Below are 22,959 nucleotides of genomic sequence, written 5' to 3' on the forward strand. Positions count from 1 at the left end.
AACCACGCTCCGCTTATCACCCCCTGTCCTACACACCCCCCGTCATGCCATAATCCTCCCGGCTCCTTCCATCTTCCGCACCTCCACCACCCCGCGCCGCCTTCGCATCGGTGCGCGGGATTTTGCAGAAATTTTCCTATTGCGAAATCGACGCCACCGGTCCGTCTGCCGCTTTTCCGTGCGGCCCACGATAGTGTGAACTTCGCAAAGCCGCCCAACCTTGCAAAACGCCCGCCCGGCGCGCGTCGCTTCCGGCAACGCGCGCCGAATCAGTGCCGCGCGCCAACAAAATCGCACCGCGCCATTTTCGCGTCGCGCAAAATGCTCTAGGCCGCGCGCTATGCTGAACCTCAATGCCATCACCGTGCGCCTGGGCGGCCGCACCATTCTCGATCGCGCCTCCGCCGCGCTGCCGCCGCGCAGCCGCGTGGGCCTCATCGGCCGCAACGGCGCGGGCAAATCGACGCTGATGAAGGTGATGATCGGCCAGATCGACCCGGACGAAGGCTCGTGCGACATGCCGCGCGACACGCGGCTTGGCTATATCGCGCAGGAAGCGCCTTCGGGCACCGCCACCCCCTTCGACACCGTGCTCGCCGCCGATGCCGAACGCGCCGCGCTGATGGCGGAAAGCGAAACGACCGAGGATCCCGATCGCCTCGGCCATATCTATGAGCGGCTGACCGCGATCGACGCCTATACAGCGCCGGCCCGCGCCGCCCGCATCCTCGTGGGCCTGGGCTTTGACGAGGAAATGCAGGGCCGCCCGCTCGACAGCTATTCGGGCGGCTGGAAGATGCGCGTGGCGCTCGCCGCCTTGCTCTTTTCCAATCCCGACCTGCTGCTGCTGGACGAACCGTCCAACCATCTCGACCTGGAAGCCACGCTCTGGCTCGAGAATTTCCTGAAAAGCTATCGCGGCACCGTGGTCGTCATCAGCCATGAACGCGACCTTTTGAACAATGTCGTCGACTATATCCTCCATCTGGAAGGGGGGAAGGTCACTCTTTATCCCGGCGGCTATGACGCGTTCGAGCGGCAGCGGGCCGAGCGCCTGGCCCAGCAGGAAGCCGCCCGCGCCAAGCAGGCGGCCGAGCGGGAGAAGCTGCAGGATTATGTCGCCCGCAACTCGGCCCGCGCCTCGACCGCGAAACAGGCCCAGTCCCGCGCCAAGGCGCTGGCGAAGATGCAGCCCATCGCCGCCGCGATCGAGGATCCGACGCTGCATTTCGGCTTTCCCAGCCCGCCCGAACTGCGCCCGCCGCTCATCACCATGGACATGGCGTCGGTCGGCTATACCGACACCCCGGTCCTGCGCCGGGTGAATCTGCGCATCGACCCCGATGATCGTCTGGCGCTGCTGGGGCGCAACGGCAATGGCAAGACGACGCTCGCTCGCCTCATCGCCGCGCAACTCGCGCCGATGGAAGGGACGATGCAAAGCTCGTCCAAGATGCATGTCGGCTACTTCACCCAATATCAGGTGGAGGAACTGGACGTCGCCGACACCCCGCTTGAACATATGACGCGCGTGATGAAGGGCGCGACGCCCGGCGCGGCGCGCGCCCAGCTCGGCCGCTTCGGCTTTTCGGGCGAGCGGGCGACGCAGAAGGTGGGCAGCATGTCGGGCGGCGAGCGCGCGCGGCTGGCGCTGGCGCTCATCACCCGCGATGCGCCGCACCTGCTGATCCTCGACGAACCGACCAATCACCTCGACGTCGACAGCCGCGAGGCGCTGGTGCAGGCGCTGAACGAATATAGCGGCGCCGTGGTGATCGTGTCGCACGACCGGCACATGATCGAACTGGTCGCCGATCGGCTGGTGCTGGTGGACAATGGCACGGCGCAGCCGTTCGACGGGTCGCTGGACGATTATACCGACATCATCCTGCGCAAGGCGGATGGCAATGGAGCGGGCGGCCATGGGGCAGGGGGCGGCGACGCGCCCAGGGTCGACCGCAAGGCGGAGAAGCGCGAAGCGGCGCAGTGGCGCGAAAGGCAGAAGGCGGCGAAGAACGCGCTGGGCAAGGCGGAAAAGGAGATGGCCGCGCTCGCCGCCGAACGCAGCCGCATCGACCAGGCGCTGTTCGATCCCAAGGCCGCGACCGGCGCGGAAGCGAAGATGACCACCAGCCAGCTCATGGTGAAGCGCGCCGCGGTCGAAAAGAAGCTGGAGGCCGCGGAGGAAGCCTGGATGGAGGCGAGCGCGGCGCTGGAGGCGCTGTAGCCACTCGCTTTTTTCGCGCGATCATGCTATGGGTTTCCCCATCGGGAGACCCGCGATGAAGATGATCCTGCTCCATATCCATGATGATAGGGGCGCGGATGGTCGGCTTCAGGCGGCCTGCGACATCGCCCGCGCCTGCAATGCCCATGTCCGCTGCGTCCAGGTGACGCCCATGCCCAGCCTGATGGCCGCCGATGTCTATGGCGGCGCCGGCTATGCCCCTTCGATCGCCGCCGAACTGCATGACATCGCCGATAGCTTCCGTCACCGCGTGGAAGCGCATCTGGCGCATGAGGATGTCGCCTGGGACTGGGTGCAGATGGATGGCGACAGCGTCGCGGGGCTGCTCGCCGCCGCTCATCTCGCCGACCTCATCGTCGCCAGCCTGCCCGAACATGGCCGCGCGACGATGCAGGACCCGCTGCCGATCGTCGCGGACCTGGCGCTGGGCGGCCGCACCCCCGTCCTCGCCGTGCCCGCCACCGCCCGCAGCCTGCCCGTCGCCGGCCAAGCCATGGTCGCCTGGGACGGGTCGGAACAATCCTGCGCCGCGCTGCGCGCTGCCGTGCCGCTGCTGCGGCTGGCGGACCATGTCGACATCGTAACCGTGGAGGAGGGCGGGGGGACCGATTTCCCCGCCACCGGCGCGCCGGAATATCTCGCGCGTCACAGCGTCAAGGCGCGCCTGCACTGCTGGGCGAAGGGCGACCACCCGGTCGAATGCGCGCTGCGCGAGGCGATCGACACGCTGGGCGCCGACTGGATGGTGATGGGCGCGTTCGGCCATGGCCGCTGGCGCGAGCGCATCTTCGGCGGCGTCAGCCACGCCATGCTGCGCACCGCCCGCGTCCCGCTGCTGCTGGCGCACTGACGGGCGGGCTTATCGGCCCACCAGGATGAAGGGCGCCCAGATATAGGGCTGGACCGCGTCGGGCCGGTCGGAGCGGATGAGCTTCAGCATCGCCTTCTGCAACGCGACCGCGCGCGGCAGTCCGCGGCCCGCGCCCTTCACTGTCTCCAGCGTGACAAAGGCGCTGGCATCGTCGCGCACCGGCCAGTGCGATACCAGCAGCGCCCCCGCCCCGGCATAGCGGAACGCCTGCGCCAGCCCCGAATAGGCCGGAGCCTGCGCATGATCGCCCGCCGCCGTGTTGCAGGCGGACAGGATCACCCAGTCCGCCCCGATCCGCATGGTCGCTACTTCGGACGCCGTCAGCAGCCCGTCATTGGCCGTGTCCGGCGTCGCGGTCGATGGCGCGGACAGGACCAGCGCCGGCTCGGTCACGCCCTCCATCTCGCCGCTCACCAGCCCATGGGTGGCGAACAGGATCACGCCGTAGGAGGAGAGGTCGCTGCCCCGCAGCGCCGCCTCGCTCGCATCCGCGCCGGTCAGCAATGTCGCGCGCTTCGGCCCGAACCGGTCGGCCACCGCCTGCAATTCGGCCGCGGACCCCGGCAGCGGCGGCAGCGCGGACAGCGTTCGCGCTTCCGCGTCTCCGCGGCGGAAAGCGCCATTGGCCGCCATCGCCGGCCCGCCGCCGCGCGATTGCGTCGCCAGCGCCGCATCCTCAAAAGCGCGCGGCGCCCCCACGCCCAGGAACGTCTGCGTCTGCGCCGCCATCTGCCGTTCGCCCGCCCCTGCGATCGCGAAGCCCGGCTGCACGGTCAGGGCGAAGCGCCGGATCAGCCAGGGCGTATCGCGTCGGGCCTGCGTCACCGGCCGCTGCGGCAACATCGCGAAGGGCAAGGATGCGAAGGCGCCGGTGGGCACGATCCGCAGCGAACGGGCCTTGCGCAGAACCGCTTCGATCCCCGGCGTGAAAATCTGCCCGTAGAGCCTATGCGCCGCCTCGCCATCGAATCCTTCGGGCGAGAGCGAGTCCCGCAGCCGCCCGACCAGCGCGATCATCCCGGCGCGGTCCATGTCCGTTCGCTCGATCCGCGTCTGCGTACCGCTGACCGCCATCAGATAGACGCCGCTGAAGGCGGGCATGACGGCCAGCAACGCCTCGTCCGCGCCCAGGTCGCGGCGCAGGGCGGACAGGTCGGGCCGCTCGGCGCCGCGCGCTTCGACCCAGCGGGGAAAGTCGCGCGCGATGCTCGCCTGCTCCGCCGCCACCGCCTCGGCCGCGGCGGCACGGGCCGCGCGCGCGTCGGCAACGCCGCTGTCGGTGGCAAGCGCCTTCAGCAACCGACTGTCCGCCGCTTCCAGCGCCTTGCCGCGATCCTGCAGCGTGCGCACGCGCGCCGCCAGCGCGGGGTCCTCGACCAGCCTTTGCGCCACCAGCCGATTGGCCTGCGCGATGCGCGATCCCGCCATGATCGCCATCGCGTCCAGCGCCAGCGGGCCATCCTGCGTTTCCGCCGCAACCGCCAGCACCATGTCCAGTGCGACGCGCTGCTCCTCGTTGAGGTCGCCCTGGTCGTTGAGCGCCGCGCCATCGCGCACCACCTCGACCAGCCGCCGCGCGGCCTCGCCCAGCTTGACCGGGTCCGCCCCGGTGCGCGCCGCCAGCATCGCCGCCAACGCGAGCGGAAAGGCGGGCGCATTGTCGAGCTGCGCGCTCTCCGCCGCGAAGGTGGCGGCTGCGCTGCGCGCCTGCGCCATGCGCCCGCTCTCGATCAGGGCGGGGATCAGATAGGGATAGGCGCGCTGGCCGATATCGCGGTCCTGGTCGGTGCCCGCCTGCACCCGGCCCAGGGCATCGGTCAGCCGCGCGATGGCCTCGGCACGCCGTCCCTCCGCCAGGCTCGCCGCCCCGGCCCAGGCGAGCGCGCGCGCCGATTGCGGGCTATTCTCTCCTTCCAGCGCCCGAAATCCGCGTTCGGCCTCCAGGAACAGCGGCTCGGCGTCCGCATAGCGTTCCAGCGGCAGCAGCACCGAACCCAGATTCTGCAGCCCGAAATGGAAATAGAGGCTGTCGGTCCCCACCGTCTCGCGCTTGATCGCGATGGCGCGCTGCAGATAGTCCAGGCTTTCGACGCGGCGGCCTGTGCGCGACAGCAGCAGGCCCAGCGCCTCGAGCGCGCGCGCATAATTGGGATGCTTCCGGTCGACATGGTCGGTCGCGACATCCACCGCCAGCCGCGCATAATGTTCGGCCTCCTCGATGCGATCGGCGCGCTGCAGCATCTGGGCATAGGTATAATAGGCGCCCAGCGCGTCGGCGCTGTGCGGCCCCACCGCCGCGATCCGCGCGTCCATGCAGGCCTTCTGCGCCGCCACCGCCTCGGCATTGCGCCCCAGGCGCATCAGGGCTTGCGCATGGATGAAGGCGATGTTGGAGCGCAGCATGTGCACATCCTTGTCGATCCCATCGGCCGGCAGCCGGGCGATATAACCGTCCATATAGCGGCTCGCCCGCGCCAGCGTGTCCGCGCCGCCCGGCACGTCGCCCAGCGCGATTTTCGCATAGCCCTCGATCGACAGGCCCTGCATCCACTCGATGGCATAGGCGTCCGCGAACGGCTCGATCAGGCGCAGCCCTTCGGCCGAGCGGCGCAGCGCATCGGCATTCTTGCCATCGAGCTGGTCCATGGACGACAGGTTGACGAGCGCCACCCCCGCCAGCGGATGCGGCCGCCCGTTCGCGCGCGCCTTCACCGCGGCGTCGTGCAGCCGTTGCCAGGCGTCCCGCGTCCGCTGCGACATGGACAGCGCATAATCTTCGCTATTATACAGTTCGGATGCCGCCTCCTCCAGCCGGTAGAGGGCGGCATGGCGCGGATCGCTGGCGGAAAAGGAGGGGGGCGCCGCCAACAGGGGCATGGGCGCAAGCAGCGCCAGCAACACGGCCGAACAGCGCGTGGAAAGCATCATGACTGCCCCCGCTTCAATGACTCGACCCACGCGCCTCTTGGGTCGCGCGCCCTGCGCCGTCAAGAGCCGAGCGCAGGCCGCCAGTCCCAGCGCAGCGGGTCGCCATCCATCACCTCAATCCCCCGCGCGATCAGCCCGTCCCGTATCTCGTCGGACAGTGCGAAGTCCTTGTCCGCGCGCGCCACGGTCCGGCGCTCCAGTTCCGCTTCGACCTGCTCGGCCGTGATCGCCGCATCCTTGGGCCGCACCCGCAGGTCCGCGCGCGTCAGCGTCAGGAGGTTGAGGCCCAGCGCCTGGTCGAACGCGGCGATCAGGCACAGCTTCTCGTCCACCGGAACCTTCTTCACCCCGATCGCCTCCTCCAGCAGCGGCAGCGCGCGCGGCGTCATCAGGTCGTCGGCGATGGCGGCGTCGAATTGTTCGAGCAGCGGGGCCAGCCTGGGGTGCAGATTGGCGCGCAGATAGTCGAGCCGCGGCGATTGCCAGGTGACGCCCTCGGCCCGCGCCTTCAGGCCCTCGACGCCCATGACCAGCCGCTTGAGGCGGGTGAGCGCCGCGGCCAGATTGTCGGCGCTGAACTCCAGTTCGCTGCGATAATGCGCGCCCAGGCACAACAGCCGATAGGCGAGGGGATGCACGCCCGCATCGATCAGCGAAAAGAGCGTCGTGAAGCCGCCCTTCGACTTCGACATCTTGCCTTGCCGATCGACCAGGAAATTATTGTGCATCCACCAGCGCGCGCCCGTGAACCCCGCTTCGGCGGCGCCGACATCGGGTCCGCAGCAGGCGTGGAAAGCCTGGTTCTGCGCGATTTCATTGGGATGATGGATCTCGCGATGGTCGATGCCGCCGGTATGGATATCGAACGGCTGGCCCAGGCGCGCCTGGCTCATCACCGAACATTCCAGATGCCATCCCGGCGCGCCCTTGCCCCAGGGGCTGTCCCATTCCATCTGCCGCTGCTCGCCGGGCGGCGACTTGCGCCAGATGGCGAAGTCGCTGGGGTTGCGCTTGCCGGCGACCGGGTCGATCCGCGCATGCGCGGCGTCGTCGCGACCGCCCGCCAGCGCCCCATAGTCCGGCACGCTCATGCTGTCGAAATAGAGACCGCTGTCCAGTTCGTAGCAATGGGCCGGCGCGATCTTCTCGGCAAATGCGATCATCTGCGGCACATAGTCGGTGGCGACCGTCCACTCACTCGGCGCCAATATGTTGAGGTCGGCGATATTTTGCTTGAACGCCTGCGTGTAATGCGCCGCGATGTCCCAGATGCTCCGGGCGCTGGCCCGCGCCGCCGCCTCCATCTTGTCATCGCCCGCATCGGCGTCGCTGGTCAGGTGGCCGACATCGGTGATGTTGATGATGTGGGTGACGGCCAGCCCTTTCCACAGCAGCGCACGGCGCAGCGTGTCGGTGAAGACATAGGCGCGCAAATTGCCGATATGGGCGTAGTTGTAGACGGTGGGGCCGCAGCTGTAGACGCGCGCATGGCGCTCCTCGATCGGCGCGAAGGGTTCGATCGTGCGCGTGAGGCTGTTGAACAGGCGCAGCGGGGCGGCGATAGGCTGGTCGTCGGACATGGCCGCAAGCCATGTCGCGAAGCGGCGCGGGGGTCAATCCTTCCCGCCGCCCGCGCCCGATTGTAAGAAAATGTTGCGCGGCGGCGCGTCCCTTGCACTGACACAGGCGACACCCGATATCTCCGGTGCGGGCCGGGCCCCTCTGGCGACCAGGATTTCTCCCTTGATCCAGTCGCGATGTCGGACCGCATCGGGTGCGCCCGGTGCAGGTTTTGCGGCGATTTGCCCCCTCTCGTTGCCGCAGGAGACCGCGCCGGGCCACTCGAACCAACGATTTGGATGGAGTGACTTTACGCATGAATAATCCCGTTCGCATTCCGGGCTATGGCGCCAGCCGGTCGGTCGATACCGATGCCGGTCTGCGCGCGCACATGCTCGGCGTCTTCCGCAACATGGGCCTTGGCTTGGTGATTACCGGCCTGGTCGCGGCGCTGGTCGGCAATACACCCGCGCTGGCCGCCGCCATCTATGGCACGCCGCTCAAATGGGTCGCGATCTTCGCCCCGTTGGCCTTCGTCTTCTTCTTCAGCTTCCGCATCGAAAAGATGACGACGTCGGGCGCGCGCATGGCCTTCTACGCCTTCGCTGCCGTGATGGGCGTGTCGCTGGGCAGCGTCTTCCTGGTCTTCACCGGCGGCAGCATCGCCCAGGCCTTCTTCTCGGCTGCGGTCATGTTCCTTGCCATGGCGCTCTGGGGCTACACCACGCAGCGCGACCTGACGAAGATGGGCAGCTTCCTCATCATGGGCCTGATCGGCATCATCGTCGCCAGCCTCATCAACCTCTTCATCGGTTCGTCGGCGATGGCGATGGTCATCTCGATCATCGGCGTGGTGGTCTTCACCGGCCTCACCGCCTGGGACGTGCAGCGCATCAAGTCGGAATATTTCTACTATGCCGGCCATGAAGTCGCGCAAAAGATGCAGGTCATGGGCGCGCTGTCGCTCTACCTCAACTTCGTCAACCTGTTCCAGATGCTGCTCAACCTGACCGGCGAGCGCGAATGATGCGGGACGCGGCGCAACTGTCCGCCATGCTCTGCCCGGTCTGTCATGTCGGCCTCGCCATGACGGACCGGCAGGGGGTGGAAATCGACTATTGTCCCCAATGCCGGGGCGTGTGGCTCGATCGGGGCGAACTGGACAAGATCATCGAGCGATCGGCGCAGGCCAGCGCCCCGCCACCCCCGTCCGCGCCCTTCGGCCAGCAAAGCTACCGTCCGGATCGCGGCCATCACGACCATGGCCTGAGCTTCCAGAAGAAGCGCAAGAAAAGCTTCTTAGAAGAATTGTTCGACTGACCGGACAGCCGGGACACCAGGGAGATCGCAGCCTCCGTTAGCATGACGTTTCGAGAAAAACCGTCATGCCGGCGAAGGCTGGCATCTCCCTGCTTTTCAAAGCAACCTGGCCGCATGAGCGGAGGCTGGGTCTACATCATGTCGAATCGCGCCTATGGCGTCCTCTATATCGGCGTGACATCCAGCCTGCCGCATCGCGCCATGCAGCATCGCGACGGCTCCGGCTCGGATTTCTGCCGTCGCTATCGGCTCGACCGGCTGGTTTATGCCGAGCGGCACGACACAATCTTGGACGCGATCGCGGGCGAAAAGGCGATAAAGGCCTGGAGGCGCGAATGGAAAGTGAATCTGATCGAACGCATCAACCCGACATGGATCGACCTGTTCGATACGCTGCATTTTCGAGTGACCGCTGCTTAAGAAGAGGAAGTGAGATGCCAGCTTTCCCAGGACCACCTTTGTTGTAACTCGCTGGAAATTGCGATCTGATCCATCAGAGGGGCGGGGGATGAAGGCTCAAGGTCCCGATGGCGTGATCTGTCTACAGAGACCGCAGGGAGTCTCACAGAGGCGAATAAGGAACAAGGGGCGGGTCAAATGCCTTGCTTAAATCAATTGTATAGCAATTCTAACCCTCCGATCTGGCAACCTCAGACAACTTTCCACGACTCAAAACAAGAATCCGATCTGCTGCTTCTATCGTTTCTCGCCGGTGAGCAATAACGATGCGAGTGATCCCCATATTTCCAACAGCTTCGTTGACGGCTCGCTCGTGGAGAACATCTAGGTGCGCAGTGCCTTCGTCCATGACGAGAATCCGAGGCTTCCGATAGAGGGCTCTCGCGAGGAATATGCGCTGTTTCTGACCACCCGAGAGGGTCGACCCCATATCACCAACCAGCGTTTGGTAGCTCATTGGCATCCGGGTTATGTCATCATGGATAGCAGCAGTCATCGCAGCCGCAACTACACTGTCCATATCAATATGATCATCAAAAAGCGCGATGTTATCCGCCAAGGTTCCCGCAAACAGAGTGTCATCTTGTAGAACTGCTGCAATCTGGCGCTGAAAATTTCGTCGCCCAAATTGCCCCAAGGGTAAGCCATCCACCAACATAACGCCTCTTTCAGGTTCAATAAATCCTATCAATAACTTGACTAGCGTTGATTTTCCGCCACCTGACATACCCGTTATAGCGACATGCTCGCCTGAGTTAATTTTTAGATCGAGGCCACTCAAGATGAACGGATCGCTTGGGGAGTATCTATAAAATATGTTTTGCAAATCAATAGAGCCATTCAAATCGCAGCTTGAATCTTTCATGTCGTTAAAACCAACATCCTCCCTAGAAAGAGCAATGTCAGAAATACGCTCAAGATGAAGTCCCGTCATGCGAAGGGCAATGCTCTGATCAATTAGTGATGATGCCTTTTCAATAAACTGAGTTTTATAAGACATATAGGCAAATACCATGCCTATGCTGAATCCATCACCATTCATGACCATTCCAACCGCCAGCCAGATGCTGATAACGTTTTCCAAGCCGAAAATCAAAATATTAGATGATGATTGCAAAATACTTATTCTAGAAGTAACAACATCACAATTCACTGCGTCTATCAGGCGGTTCTGCCAAATATGATGGCGTGACATTTCTTGTCCAAATAGCCGTAATGTTGTAATTCCACGAAGAGATTCTATCAAATTGCTTTGTTCTCTTCCATGGGCAATAATAGACGACTCTCGCGCATTTTTCTCAAGTGAAAACGAAACAATTCTCACAAGTGCATATGCAGAAAATGATATGATTGTCACTGCGCTAAGCGCAGTGCTATAAAATATCATTAGTGCTAGTGTAAATACAGCCATAATACCGTCTACTACGCCTGCAACAGCTCCTTGCGTCAGCATGGACTGTATCGGAATGATGGATTGAAAGCGTGATAATATATCGCCCGTATGTCGCCTCTCGAACCATTCAATTGGAAGGCGAAGAAGGCGGCGAGCGATGTTCGAGGCTAAGGTCATGCCGAGCGAACTGCCCGCTACGAGCAGGACATATGATCTAAGAAAAGTGGCAATGACATTTATGATCGAAAATAAAGAAAATCCCAACGCCAAGACAGTAAGCAAATCGTGATCGAACGCGGGAAGCGCCTGATCTAAGGCCAACTGCATGTAGTATGGCGAAACGAGAACAAAAGATTGAAGAACTAAACTTAGAACTATTATCTGGGCCAGGGCGCGTTTCATGCCGGTCATGCGCTGCCATAAGTGTGACAGCTTTAACCTATCTTGCTTTTGCGCTACTACAAAGGAGTCATTGGGGCGGAGTTCTAACGCTACGCCAGTGAAATGATCCGAAACTTCTTCAATGGGAAGCCACGATGAACGCCCGTCTGGATTATGAATCAGAGCCTTACTACGACGAATGCGTTCGAGTACGACGTAGTGGTTCATATCCCAATGTAGGATCGCTGGGAGACGTAGATTTTTGAGCTGGTCTAAAGGCACTTTAACTGCGCGCGGCGTCAAACCAATTTGATCAGCTAGCCCCATCAATGACTTTAACGCAGCTCCGCGCAACGAAGGCACAAAACGGCGCCGCATCGTCCCCAAGTCTGTGCGCAATCCGTGATAATCAGCTACCATGGTCAAACAAGCTAGACCGCATTCGGCAATTTCCGTCTGTCGGACTAAGCGGACGCGTGATTTCAAGAAAAGATCGAACGCAGGCTTCATCGCTTTTGAACTGCCAATAATGGTTCGAAGAGCCAAGCCAACAATGTTCGCTCTTCAGTGATGATTCGGGCAGTAAGTGTCATACCGGAAATGAGTGGTTCTCTCCTCCCATAGGCAGGAACAGCACGTTGATGCAACGACACCGTTACCGGATAGGCTGATAGATTAACGCCGGTTTCTGACTGACGTGAGATAGGGCTTGCCGCTACCGTCAGAACTTTGCCTCTAATACTTCCGAACCGCTGATATGGGAATGCATCTATTGCGATCCGAACCTCTTGGCCAGGCTTCACAAAGCCTATGGCCGAACTTGACACTTCCAATTCCGCGCGAAGTTCAGATCCGGACGGGAGGATGGTCATCAGCGGCGATTGCGAAGTGACGGATTGTCCTACGTTGGCCGTCAATGCTGTCACACGACCTGCAAGCGGGGCACGAAGGACATATAAGCGACTGCTTGCCGCATTGGCGGCCTGTTGCGCAACCCCGGCACGGGCCGCCGCAACACTCGCTTTCTGCGCACGGCCTTGCGAAGCGGCTTGCGCTGCACTGCGCTCATTCTCAAGCATTGAAGCACGCTTAGCGGCAAGAGCCTGTGCCAATTGTGAAAGCCCCTGTTGACGAACAAGTAGCGCCTCTTCCCGTTGTTGCATGTCCCGGACGCTTATGAACCCCCTTGCAGCAACCGGACGTATCCGATCGAGTTCGCGATGAGCCGATGAGACGAGATTTTGCTGAATCGCAATCTGCGATTGGAGATGTTTTACCTCTTCTACGAGACCGGCATGTTGCGCCGCGAACTGCCGCAATTGTGCGCCTACAGCTTCTTCGGTAGCAATTTCCTGGGCGAAGAGTTGAGAATCTTGCGCGGCGATGGCAGATTCCACCCGCACAGCGGGAGTTTCAATGCTCGCGCTATCTTCCTCTGCGCGTATCAGGGCCAAGTAAGCTCCTGACTTCACCTCCTGCCCCTCTTCCACAGGCAGCGACGCGATCACGCCACTTCTCCCAGGAACAATTAGCGATATACCTGCCGCTGGGACTATCGAACCAGACGCTATCTCAACCCGAGTATAGCTGGCCAATGATAGAAATATCAAACAGGATAATACAATCCCTACAATAAAATATCCTACTAATTGCCAAGACACCGGAACGAATATTTCGACGTTGCCTGGAAGCTTATTTATTGAGGAGTCTGAAACGTCTTTCCGAAACATAGCCTCATGAAAACCTCTATAAATATAGATTTAGTAGATAAATTACATTGTAGAGCCAATTAATTCAATTCCTCTATGATCAGAAAAATATTTTACAATCACTCGTCCGCCCGACGTTGTCCATATTCTCGGTTTTTCTTCACCAGGCTCATAAATTACTTGGTCTATGGGAACGGATTCTATATCTTGACCTTTCCTAAACGATTGCAAAAGAGTGGTTTTGGAATGGTCAAATTCTTTAAACTCACGAAACTGCCCGACGAAAAAAATCCGAAAATCTTTCCAGTTTGGAACATTAGCGCTAAATGAAACGCAAGGATGTACTACAGAGGCGCTAACTTGGCCCGCATAAGGTGGAAACGTAACAGCCCTGCCGTGCTTTGTAAATATCACCGGCTTAGTCCACATTGCTCGTTGAGAGCAATCATTGTTACGCATTCGACCATTAGCTGCAACTTGATCAATAGAAAGTAGGCGGTAGTGATACCCTATTAGGTATCCAGCCATCATCTTTTCCCCATCATCACGGACTGATGTAACAATATGATCGAATCCAGCTATAACAATGGTCTTTCCTCTAATTTCTTTTATGGAATCATGCAGCTTTTTTGCTTGATTTTTCTCACGAAATCTTACAAAATTTCCAGAATTGCTAGCAATATCTTGTTCTTCATCGGTAAGTTCATATGCTATTAATTTATAATTTAATTTTTTAGCCAGTCGAACCAAATTTGCAAATACAGGGTCACGGACATACTTTCCGGCTTTTCCATTAACATCCGGTAGCGATACCGAGTTTTCAAATTCTACTTTATCGGCATTAAATGCTTCAGCAGCTATTTTTGTGTATCCGATGGATCGAAGTTTCTTTAAGATTTTTGCGACAAAAAATCTATGACTTGAATCGAAATGGGATTCGTTAAATAGGACAATGTCAGCATCTTTTGCTTTTTCTGTTATATAAGTCTCAGCGTCGCGCGCTTCGGCCCCATCAATGAAATTAATTATATTCAATTTTTGGGCTGGCTTATCTGAGTTGTATATAGCCATGGAGTCTTTGTATCTTCCAACCATGGCATTGTTTTCAGCCTGGCGCATGGCAATATCAAAGCCTACACCTGAATCCTCTTTGGCAGCATAGTGCCGTAGGTCAATCCGATCGCGAAGATAGCAAAGTGAATCGTCTAAATCCCATTTAAATATGTTAAATGGTTCTTCGGTAAATCTAGAACTACATTTATTCAAATCTGAAGCTTCTCCAAACTCACACACCGCAATCATGGCGCCGATACCAAACGTACCGACACCAAATTTACTCAGGAACAACTGACGAATGTATGAATTCATGAATTTTCGGCTCCTCAGCCATAACTAAATTGGCAATCTTGTCAAATTCATGCAGATACACGTGAGGCTTGTTGTTATATACGAAATCATCCGACCTCGATATTAGGAACTTACAAAAGGCATCAAGGAGAGGCACGCTGGGGCAGTCATATTCAAGCCAAAGAAACTGGCCTGAAGGATTGATTTCGAGAAAGACCCACTCTTCGTTGGGGGTCACTATAAAATCAATGGAGCCCGTCACAAGGCTAAGCTCCTTCATCAGGCCTCTGATGCGGTCAGATACAAATTCCGGAGTGTTTATAGGGGTTACAATTCCTCTTGTGTATTCCGGACGTTTTCGCCAATCTAAAAGTGAATTTTTATCTTCTTGGGAATCAATTTTAAATGAAAATATTGTTTCCCCAAATATAACTGATCGAACTTCAAATTTTTTTTCAACATATCTCTGATATATTCCTGGACATGCTGCAATGCTATCTGCCAATTCGTCATTCCACTCAACGAGTTCTGTAAGAAACTCAGCATGAGATCCGTCGCTATGGACCCATGTTGCTGGTGTCGAAGTTTTAAATATAGTGCGCGGATTGTTTTTTATAAAAGACTTTATTTCCAATGGGTCATTGGATATGATTGTCTCTGGGATATCAAATCCCACTGCCCTAGCAATGATCAATTGGAATGCCTTCAGCGATCCAGAATGAAACTCGCCCGGTGGGTTAACGCAGAAGCAATCGTTATACCCGGAAATGGAGATAATTGATTTTTGGAGTATTCCCCACTCTTGTTCGGCAATTTTTCTATCAGATGGATGTAAGCTTCCCGGAAGATGGACGCCCGCTGGACGGCGCCACCAAATTGTATCAGATTCGCTGATCGGGAATGAAAGATTACTAGCTGTAATCGTAGATTTACCATCAAACCCAGGCCTTAGGGTGATTTTGTGATGATCAGCTAGGGCCGTGAAATATAATATCTGAGGATTGTATCCGATTGTTCTTAATCCCCACGCCACGGCTAAGGCGTGGGGATCATTTTTGAATGAAACTATGGTTATCTTCACTTAAGGAATCTTAACCGAGCTATCATCAAAACTTTCACGGCAACCTACAGTTGTGTAGTGATTGCAGGTTCCATCATGCTCATGTCCTCCACCTCCGGATACGAGCGAAATTTCTTCTGCTGTTAACTCCCGGGCAAGATGACGCGCGAGAATCCTTGTTTCTTTGCGTTCCACTGTTCACCTCCGGTATTAATGACATTTCGGCATGGTTGCTGAATGTCAGGGTCATACTCTCATATTTGGATGCATCGAAATCCAGTCGATCAAATTCAGATCGGCGTATAATTATACCGGCCTGCCTCATGTTTATGATATTCTTAAAATTTATTTTGATCCAATAGCCTATTCATTGGGACGATCTGCTCTGGATCTTAGAAAAAAGGCTTGAAATCATTTGATTTTTCTCTGGAATATACAGCAATGAGTTAATGATATTGTTTCTGTAATGTGTCTTACAGTTTCTGTCGCTGACTACCTCTACACTTATTTCGGAGGTCTGCTAAATTAGCAGGATCGCCGCCCGCTGGTCTGCGACTGGCTTTTCAATGGATTTTCCCGGACTGAAAGCGCCACTGTCAACCTATCGAGTGAGGCTTACGAATTCGTTCTGGTTGTTGACGAAATTCAGCGAGATATTGAGGGTTTCAAGATGGCCGGTTGCGGCTGTGAAGGGTTGCAGATCGCAGCCTTCCCAAATATGCGTAAACCGCGGTTGGCTTCATTGGGTAACGCCAAGCAATACAGTCAAGATTGTGGTGTCTCGACCCTGACGGTGCAACGCACCATCTCCTTAGCCTTTGCCGCCACCTCCTCGCACGCGGCAATGGCGTCGCGGTTAGCCTGCCGCATTTCGGCAGCGTCAACAATAGCCTGCCACCCCTCCGGGTTCCCGACCCGCATCATGCGAATGCCCGCATCCCACAGCGTCGGTTCGCCCATCGTGCGACGCGCAACCCGCTCAGGCCAGTGCCAGTTTTGCGGGCCGAGGCTGGCCGCCCAGCCCGGATAGATCAGCCATAGGAGCGACACGGCGAGGATAGCTCCTCCGATGGCATAGAGAATATGCCATTGCTGTTGCTCCCTGGTGCGAACCGTGCCGACGCCCCTGTTCATGGCCGCGATGGCCTGGCGATGAAGCTCCCGCGCGTCTCTGATGGCTATCCTGTCGGCCTCGCGCGCCGCTTCCGCCGCTGCCATTATCCGCTCGGCCATGCTCTCCGGCGTCATTTTGAGCGCTTCGGACTCCTTGATCGCCTTCATCTGCTTGGCAAACTCCGCGATATTGCCGTTGATTCGGCCAAGCGTCGGATTGTAGTCGGGAACGTCGAGGCTCTGCTTCTCGACCGCGATATGCTCCAGGGCGCGCGTCATCATCGCCATGCGCCCTTCAAGCCGCTCCTCCATCTCCGCTACGCGCGCCACAAGGCGCGCGAAGGCTTCCGCCGCTGAACCTGCCTGCGGTTCGCGGCCAGGCTGGTTCGGCTTCATGTCGTCATTGTCGTCCATATCGTCTTCTCCTGGTCTAGCGTTCCATGCCGCGGCTAATGTCGCGGTCATGATCGAAAGGGATGGAGGCGGCGAGGTCGCGGCCGATACTGCGGCCCATGTCCTGACCGATCTCAAGGCCAAGCTCGCGGCTGCGCAGCCCCAGCACGGATTCAAGCTGGGCGTCGCGCTCAAGGCTCTTCGCCATGTCGGCCATGTGCTGCGCTGTGGTCTTCGCGCCCCGAAAATCGCCGTCGCGCATCAGCTCCCCATGGGCACGCTGCAATTGCTGCCAGCCCTCTATGAAGCGGTCGGCACGTTGGAACGGGTCGATGCGGATTTCCGCTTCCAGTTGCATCGCCCGCATGGCGGCCTGGCTGAGACCTTCCGCCGCCTCGCGGATCAGTTCAGGGCCGCCCCGAAACGCGCTGTCCAAATCGGTGGAACCTTGGGGCCGGATCGCGTCCAGGGCGTCCCGCGCCTTGTCCAGCGCCTCGCGCTGGTGGGGCATGGCGTCAATGCCCTGCGCGCGGGTCTGCCGGATTGCATCAACCGCTCTGGCGTAGCGCTCGACCGCGCCGCGCAGGCCGCTTGTCCGGAGCGGCTGCGGGTTGCGGTCGTGCTGCTGCTGGCGGGCCGGATCGGGCTGGGACACGAAACGGCCAAGGTCGAGGCCGTCGAACATGCCGCGCCGGGGTTCGGGCGCGGCCGATGGCTCGCGTTGCTGGCCGGACAGGGACAGGCGCAACCCGTCGAAGATTCCGCGGGCCTTCTCCGCGCCTGCGCGGGCCATTTCCGCGATGCGCTCGCCAACGCCGATGCCGCGCCGCTCCGCGAACTCTTGCGTCGGATCGCGCTGGGCCGGGTCGCGGCGGTCATAGTCGCCCGCCATGTCTTTGGTCCGCTCGCGGGACAGGATGCGGACAAGGCGGGACTCGTCCTTGAAGTCGTCGCGGCCGTAATGAACAGCCAAGCCGTCCCGATGGCGGGACATGCCGACATAAGCGCCGTGACGGTCCATGCCCGGTGTTGCCAGCATATGCGCCCGGTCAACCGTCATGCCCTGCGCCTTGTGGATCGTGGCCGCGTAACCATGATCCACATGGGCATAATCTTTCATGTCGAACGCGACGCTGCGCCCGTCATCGGTGCGGACGGTCATGCTCTGCTGGTTCACCTGTTCGACGGTGCCAAGCGTGCCGTTCTTGACTTCAAGGCTGCGCTCGTTCTTGAGGAACATCAGGCGGTCGCCGATGGCAAAGGCACGGTCGCCGCGCTCGGTTTTCATGCGCACATCGTCGCCAAGCTGCCCCGCCACGCGCATCCGGTCGCGGGCGGCTTCGTTCAACTCGCGCACCTCGTCATTGGTGTGCGTGAGGATGATCCGGGTTTGATCGGGCGCGGCAATGCGTTCGCTGTCCCAACGCTCGACAAGCTCGCCGCGCGCCTGCTCGCGCGTCTCGGCGGCATGGACCATGCCATGATCGGCATAGGCCCGGATCGCCTCGCCGGTCCTGCCGGTAGCAAGCTGACGGGTGGCGTCGCGCTGCCATTCCTCGTGCTGGCGGCGCACCTCTGTAATCTCGACGCCGCCATGCCGCTCGTTGATTGCCCGGAAGGCTGCGCCCGCCTCGATGGCCTGCAATTGCTGCGGGTCGCCTACCAGCACGATCTTTGCGCCGGCGTCGGCGGCATGGGACAAAACGCGCTCCATCTGGCGCGTGCCGACCATGCCCGCCTCGTCGATCACCAGCACGTCGCGGGCGGTGAGTAAGTCGCGGCCCTGCGACCAGCCATGTTCCATGCTGGCGATGGTGCGCGAGGCAATGCCGGAACCGTTTTCCAGCCCTTCGGCGGCGATGCCGGAAAGCGCCGCGCCCCGCACCTCGAACCCCGCGCGCTCCCACGCCTCCCGCGCAACGCCAAGCATCGCGCTCTTGCCGGTGCCTGCGTAGCCGACGACCACGCTCAACCCGCGTTCCCCTGTCACATGATCGAACGCCGCGCGCTGCTCGCCCGCCAACAGCAACCCGCGCCCTTCCGCGCTGGCCAATACGGCAGTGCGGTCCTTCTCGTCCACGCGATGCCGCTCGCGCTCGGCCATCAACTCGCTGGCGCGCTGCAAACGCTGCTCGGTTTCGATCATTTCGCGGCTGGTGAACCGATCATCGCCGCGCCCATCCTTGCCCAAGGCGACAAGTTCCGGCGACGCGCGAACGGCGCTCATCGCCCGGTCATATTGCTCCTTGCCGTCGCTGTGCCGATGCACGAACATGGCGAGGTCGCGCGTCGTGAATGTCGCCTGCTGGTGCGTGATCGCGTCCAGCGCCACGCGCGGGTCGGCAATGATGCGTTCGCCGTTACGCTGCGCTGTCTCGCGGTGATCCTCGATCCGCTCGGATTCAAGCCCGCGCTCGCCCATGCGCTGTGCGGCGGGGCCGATCTTGTCTTGCGGCTCAAGCTCGATGCCCTGCGCTTCCAGCGAGCGGTGATCTATGCGGGCATCAATATCCAGTTCGGCGAGGCGCGCGTTGACGTGATCCGCCCACCGCTCGCGCCATTGTTCGACAAGCTCGGTCCTGTTCCAGTCGCGTTCCTTCGCGCCGAAACCATCTTTGCCCACCTCGCGCATGGTGAGCATGACATGGGCGTGAGGCTTGGGCTGGTCGTCCGCGCCAATGGCTCCCCTGAGCGAAGTCGAAGGGTCCCAATGCACATTCAGGTCGGCAATCATGCCGCGCGCGACGAACTCCTGACCGACGAAATCGCGGGCAAGCTCGATGCCCTGTTGCCGGTTCATCTCGCGTGGAATGGAAAACTCCACCTCGCGGGCAAGCTGCGCATCCTTGCGCTTCTCGGTCGCCTCGACCTCGTTCCAAAGTGTGGCGCGATCCGAGAAGCGTTCCGGCGCACCTTCGGGCAGCATGATTTCGCTATGCTCGACGCCGGACTTGGCGCGGAAATCATGGTCTCGGTCCAGCCGCTCGTCGTGCAGCCGCTCGCCTGCCCGATAGGCGGCGGCTGCAACGGCGCTGCGCCCGCTGGCGCGACCGATGACCTGAACCGAGAAGTGATAGATTGCCATAACGGCAATCCATCTACGCCACTAAGCGCACGTCGGCACGACGTATAAGCGCGCCCTCCTCGAATAAATTCCGAGCAGGGACTAGGCGGTGTCATCCCGTCTCAGCGACTCTACTGCGTCACCGCCTGCCTTCTTCTATCATAGGCGCATCATCACTCAATGGAGACTTTGCGATGCGCAAGCCCAAGGACTTCGATTCGGAACTGAAAGCCCTTGCCGACAAGACGAAGGCGATCAAGGAACGGCGCGTGCGCCAGCTTGGCGAACTGGTCACGGCAACCGGGGCCGATGCGCTCGACGCCGATCTATTGGCCGGGGCGCTACTCGGTGCCGTCGCCAGCAAGGATGCTGCCACAAAGGAGGGCTGGCGCAAGGCGGGCGCGGCCTTCTTTCAGGGCAAGACACGTCAGGCTGCGTCGCGATCTGACCAACGGCCGGAAGGCACTCTACCGCTCGACGGCGGCGCGGCACCGCGTTGAGGCCCGAAAGGCGAGAACTGACATGCGCGAATGGATGGTCGAGCGCAGGGCGCGCACGAAGCAATTGATCGAACTGGGCGGCCTTGTTGTGAAGGCTGGCCTCGTCGATCTCACCGACGATGATCGCACGACGCTTTACGGGGCGTTCATTGCGATAGCGAGGAAGCTGGAGTGCGAGGATCGCGATCAGGTGCTTGCCTTGTGGAAGCGTAGCGGCAAACGTGCGTTCGAGGCCGAAGCGGAGCAGCAGAACCATATCGCAAGTCGATCTCACGAAGACCGCCGCCAATAGGGCCAGTCTTTTGCTTCAGCAGGGTTGACTTGGGTCTCAGATCGAAATCTTCTCGCATGGCGCAATCGATCACTGGCGTACGCCCGATATTTCGCACGGAAGGGAACCGGACCGCCATGCAAAGGCGTGATGTTTTGAGCGGATTTGCGTTCACCCTGATCGCGGGGCTGGCAAGGCCCGTTCTCGCTCAGGAAGGGCGTGTGATCGTCAGCAAGATCGCTCTTCTGGATGGTCGCGTGGTGACGCCGGTGACGATTGCGGGCAACGGGCCGTATCTGTTTCTGCTGGACACAGGCGGGGCCGGTAGCCTGATCGATGCGAAGCTCGCTCGCGAGTTGAAGCTCCAATCGACGGGTTCGGTCAGGACGCGCGGCGTCGGTGGGCAAGCCGTGCTTGGCAGCTACACCGCACGGGACGTCATATTCGGCGGCGGAGCGCGCCAGCCCGTCGTGTCTCTTTCGGCCATAGACGGAGGTTTCGGTCCTCGTGTGCGCGGCTCTTTGGCCGCTGGCATTCTCACGACCGTCGATAGCGATCTCGATATCGAAGCAGGCGAATGGCGAGCCTATCCGGATGGTCGTCCCGAACGTGTTGGCTTTGTGAAACTGGAACGCGCAATTCGCAGCGACAGTATACTAGGCCGCAACGCTGCTTCGCCCCGCTTGTACGGCGATATACAAGTCAACGGCATGGTCCTCGATTGTCTGCTCGATACAGGCGCGCCAGGTGCCATCTCGATCAGCTACGACAATGCGCGCCGCCTGGGGTTATGGGATGATGCGCGGCCCTTCACCCCGCAGGCGACAAGCGGGATTGGTGGCAGTGGCGGGATCGGCAGAATCGTGCGGGCCGATAACGCCCTATTTGCCGGTCAGCGTTTCGATCGACCGCTGGTCCTGCTGCGAGGCCCCTCGGACGGCGCGCGGGGTCATGACGGCATCGTCGGTCTGTCGATGCTTCGCGGCTTCAACCTATCGACGGAAGTCAGGACACGTTCCCTTTGGTTGCAGCGCCATTCCGATGCCGCACCATTGCTGGAGCGTTATGGAATGTCGGGTCTATGGCTGGAAAACAAAGGGAATGAAATCCGTGTTGCGGTCGTCGGGACCGGCAGTCCTGCCTCGGCGGCCGGTATTCAGGTCGGGGATCGGATTGCCGGTCTCGATTTCCGGTCGGCGATCGCGAGTATAACGGGGCCTCCGGGTAAAAGCGTGGAGCTATCCGTCGCGAGCGGCGATCAGACGCGATCCGTTCGCTTCGCTTTGACCCCGTTTTTGTAATGTCCGTGCTGATCGATCCCGCCTTTCCGATGGTGCTGCGTAACGATGCCGTGCGCGTCCATCGCAACGCTGTGCGGCGGGATTTCGCGGTCAGCAAGGACACCTATGATCTTTACGCTCTGGCAGGCCTGACCAAAGGCGAGGAAAATCTCTGGGCGAAGTTCTCGACGCTCGGACAGGGCAAGGCCCGGTATGATCTGTTGCAGAAGCTGATTGCACGTCAGCCTGCTCTTCGGCTGGGATTGCTGCTGGACGATCTCGCCGAAGCCTTGCTCCTTGTCGGTGTCGCCGATCTGCGCACGTGCGACGGCGCACTTCTGGTGCTGGAATGGATAGACGATAACTTCGGCGCCCCGCTGCTCCCACCATCGGTTTTAAATGATTTCAGGCCGAAATTGCGGGCGCTTCGGCGACGGCGGTTCGGCTGGGTAGTGCCGCCGCAAAGCGGGGGCAAAGACCACGGGGCGGCAAGGGAAGGCGATGGCCCGATGGAGTATCCCCGTGTGTGGCTGTCAGAAGCGCAACTCGAACGTTATCGCGCCGATGCTGATTGGGCAGCAATTTTTGATGACGACGCGTCGCCCGGTAGGGCTGTCGTAAAGCGCAGCACCCGTCCGGGAAGTTCAGACTGAATGCTCTTGCCGGAACCTTTCGATATGGCGCCTGGCTCTTATCATGTGCCGTTGGACAATCCATAGCGGCGCATTCATTTGGGCCGCGATTTCAGTGTAGGTGAAGCCATCCAGCCGCGAGAGCAGAAAGATGCGGCGGGTGTCCGATGGAAGTTCGTCCAACGACGCTATGCACAACGCTAGTAACTCGCGATCTTCGAGGACTCTGTGCTGGTCGGCTTCCTTGCGCGCATTGCTTCCTTGATCGAGCGGAACCTGTAACCGGACGGATCGCTGCGGGGCGCTGTCCGCATGGTCGCGCACGAGGTTCCTTGCGATGACCTTGAGATAGGCTTCGGGGCTGTCGACCTCGCTGATGTTTCCCAGTCGGGTGTGGATCGGCGTGCAAAAAGGACCCCGTTAGCGGGGT

The 22,959-nt window shown here is 60.0% G+C and carries 18 protein-coding genes; 9 read left to right on the forward strand and 9 right to left on the reverse strand.

Annotated features, from left to right (window positions below; genetic code table 11):
* Window positions 1–340: 340 nt before the first annotated feature.
* Both ACGGKE_RS13365 and ACGGKE_RS13370 read left to right on the forward strand, forming a co-directional pair.
* Window positions 341–2,227 carry an ABC-F family ATP-binding cassette domain-containing protein gene (locus ACGGKE_RS13365; RefSeq protein WP_394438646.1) on the forward strand — a complete coding sequence of 629 codons (1,887 nt, stop codon included), beginning with the start codon at window positions 341–343 and terminating at the stop codon, window positions 2,225–2,227.
* A 55-nt stretch (window positions 2,228–2,282) separates the two neighbouring features.
* Entirely contained in the window at window positions 2,283–3,098 is an 816-nt protein-coding gene (locus ACGGKE_RS13370; protein WP_394438647.1) for a universal stress protein, read from the forward strand.
* Between the two features lie 9 nt (window positions 3,099–3,107).
* Here the strand turns inward: ACGGKE_RS13370 and ACGGKE_RS13375 are convergent, their stop codons facing one another.
* Complete coding sequence (locus tag ACGGKE_RS13375; RefSeq protein WP_394438648.1) at window positions 3,108–6,047, reverse strand: CHAT domain-containing protein; 2,940 nt, start codon at window positions 6,045–6,047, stop codon at window positions 3,108–3,110.
* 59 nt (window positions 6,048–6,106) lie between these two features.
* The gene (locus ACGGKE_RS13380) at window positions 6,107–7,627 is read right to left on the reverse strand and encodes a cysteine--tRNA ligase (RefSeq protein WP_394438649.1); all 1,521 of its coding nucleotides are present in this window, start codon (window positions 7,625–7,627) and stop codon (window positions 6,107–6,109) included.
* 296 nt (window positions 7,628–7,923) lie between these two features.
* Between ACGGKE_RS13380 and ACGGKE_RS13385 the strand changes: the two genes are divergently transcribed.
* The 3 genes from ACGGKE_RS13385 to ACGGKE_RS13395 all read left to right on the forward strand — a co-directional run bounded on the left by ACGGKE_RS13385 (window position 7,924) and on the right by ACGGKE_RS13395 (window position 9,347).
* Complete coding sequence (locus tag ACGGKE_RS13385) at window positions 7,924–8,634, forward strand: Bax inhibitor-1/YccA family protein (protein WP_394438650.1); 711 nt, start codon at window positions 7,924–7,926, stop codon at window positions 8,632–8,634.
* On the forward strand, window positions 8,634–8,927 hold the full coding sequence (locus ACGGKE_RS13390; protein ID WP_394442020.1) for a zf-TFIIB domain-containing protein: 294 nt from the start codon (window positions 8,634–8,636) through the stop codon (window positions 8,925–8,927). The genes ACGGKE_RS13385 and ACGGKE_RS13390 overlap by 1 nt, the downstream gene beginning before the upstream one ends.
* Before the next feature lie 114 nt (window positions 8,928–9,041).
* Entirely contained in the window at window positions 9,042–9,347 is a 306-nt protein-coding gene (locus tag ACGGKE_RS13395) for a GIY-YIG nuclease family protein (protein WP_394438651.1), read from the forward strand.
* Between the two features lie 208 nt (window positions 9,348–9,555).
* Here ACGGKE_RS13395 and ACGGKE_RS13400 read toward each other — a convergent pair whose 3' ends face one another.
* The 6 genes from ACGGKE_RS13400 to traA all read right to left on the reverse strand — a co-directional run bounded on the left by ACGGKE_RS13400 (window position 9,556) and on the right by traA (window position 19,867).
* Window positions 9,556–11,670 (reverse strand): peptidase domain-containing ABC transporter, encoded by a 2,115-nt coding sequence (locus ACGGKE_RS13400; protein WP_080572838.1) that lies wholly within the window; start codon window positions 11,668–11,670, stop codon window positions 9,556–9,558.
* Window positions 11,667–12,668, reverse strand: a complete 1,002-nt coding sequence (locus tag ACGGKE_RS13405) for an HlyD family efflux transporter periplasmic adaptor subunit (RefSeq protein ID WP_394438652.1) — start codon at window positions 12,666–12,668, stop codon at window positions 11,667–11,669. The genes ACGGKE_RS13400 and ACGGKE_RS13405 overlap by 4 nt, the downstream gene beginning before the upstream one ends.
* 264 nt (window positions 12,669–12,932) lie before the next feature.
* Complete coding sequence (locus tag ACGGKE_RS13410; RefSeq protein ID WP_125987621.1) at window positions 12,933–14,237, reverse strand: hypothetical protein; 1,305 nt, start codon at window positions 14,235–14,237, stop codon at window positions 12,933–12,935.
* Window positions 14,203–15,297, reverse strand: a complete 1,095-nt coding sequence (locus ACGGKE_RS13415; protein WP_143560212.1) for a hypothetical protein — start codon at window positions 15,295–15,297, stop codon at window positions 14,203–14,205. Before ACGGKE_RS13415 ends, ACGGKE_RS13410 begins: the two co-directional genes overlap by 35 nt.
* Window positions 15,298–16,041: 744 nt before the next feature.
* On the reverse strand, window positions 16,042–16,803 hold the full coding sequence (locus ACGGKE_RS13420) for a DUF6118 family protein (RefSeq protein ID WP_010338149.1): 762 nt from the start codon (window positions 16,801–16,803) through the stop codon (window positions 16,042–16,044).
* Window positions 16,804–16,819: 16 nt separating this feature from the next.
* Entirely contained in the window at window positions 16,820–19,867 is a 3,048-nt protein-coding gene (gene traA / locus ACGGKE_RS13425) for a Ti-type conjugative transfer relaxase TraA (protein ID WP_394438656.1), read from the reverse strand.
* Between the two features lie 173 nt (window positions 19,868–20,040).
* Here traA and traD point away from each other — a divergent pair, with 173 nt between their 5' ends.
* Genes traD through ACGGKE_RS13445 form a run of 4 tightly spaced genes read left to right on the forward strand, consistent with a single transcriptional unit; the run spans window position 20,041 to window position 22,550 of the window.
* The gene (traD, locus tag ACGGKE_RS13430) at window positions 20,041–20,346 is read left to right on the forward strand and encodes a conjugal transfer protein TraD (RefSeq protein WP_010338147.1); all 306 of its coding nucleotides are present in this window, start codon (window positions 20,041–20,043) and stop codon (window positions 20,344–20,346) included.
* Window positions 20,347–20,368: 22 nt separating this feature from the next.
* Window positions 20,369–20,638, forward strand: coding sequence for a conjugal transfer protein TraD (locus tag ACGGKE_RS13435; RefSeq protein ID WP_010338145.1), 270 nt, complete (start codon window positions 20,369–20,371; stop codon window positions 20,636–20,638).
* A gap of 56 nt (window positions 20,639–20,694) precedes the next feature.
* Window positions 20,695–21,918, forward strand: coding sequence for an aspartyl protease family protein (locus ACGGKE_RS13440; RefSeq protein WP_234780512.1), 1,224 nt, complete (start codon window positions 20,695–20,697; stop codon window positions 21,916–21,918).
* Window positions 21,918–22,550, forward strand: coding sequence for a hypothetical protein (locus tag ACGGKE_RS13445; RefSeq protein WP_010338143.1), 633 nt, complete (start codon window positions 21,918–21,920; stop codon window positions 22,548–22,550). Before ACGGKE_RS13440 ends, ACGGKE_RS13445 begins: the two co-directional genes overlap by 1 nt.
* Here ACGGKE_RS13445 and ACGGKE_RS13450 read toward each other — a convergent pair.
* Window positions 22,542–22,928, reverse strand: coding sequence for an RNA polymerase sigma factor (locus tag ACGGKE_RS13450; protein WP_394442023.1), 387 nt, complete (start codon window positions 22,926–22,928; stop codon window positions 22,542–22,544). The two genes, ACGGKE_RS13445 and ACGGKE_RS13450, sit on opposite strands and share 9 nt — an antisense overlap.
* Window positions 22,929–22,959: the final 31 nt, after the last annotated feature.

Source organism: Sphingobium naphthae (genome assembly GCF_043589935.1).
Lineage (GTDB): Bacteria > Pseudomonadota > Alphaproteobacteria > Sphingomonadales > Sphingomonadaceae > Sphingobium > Sphingobium naphthae_A.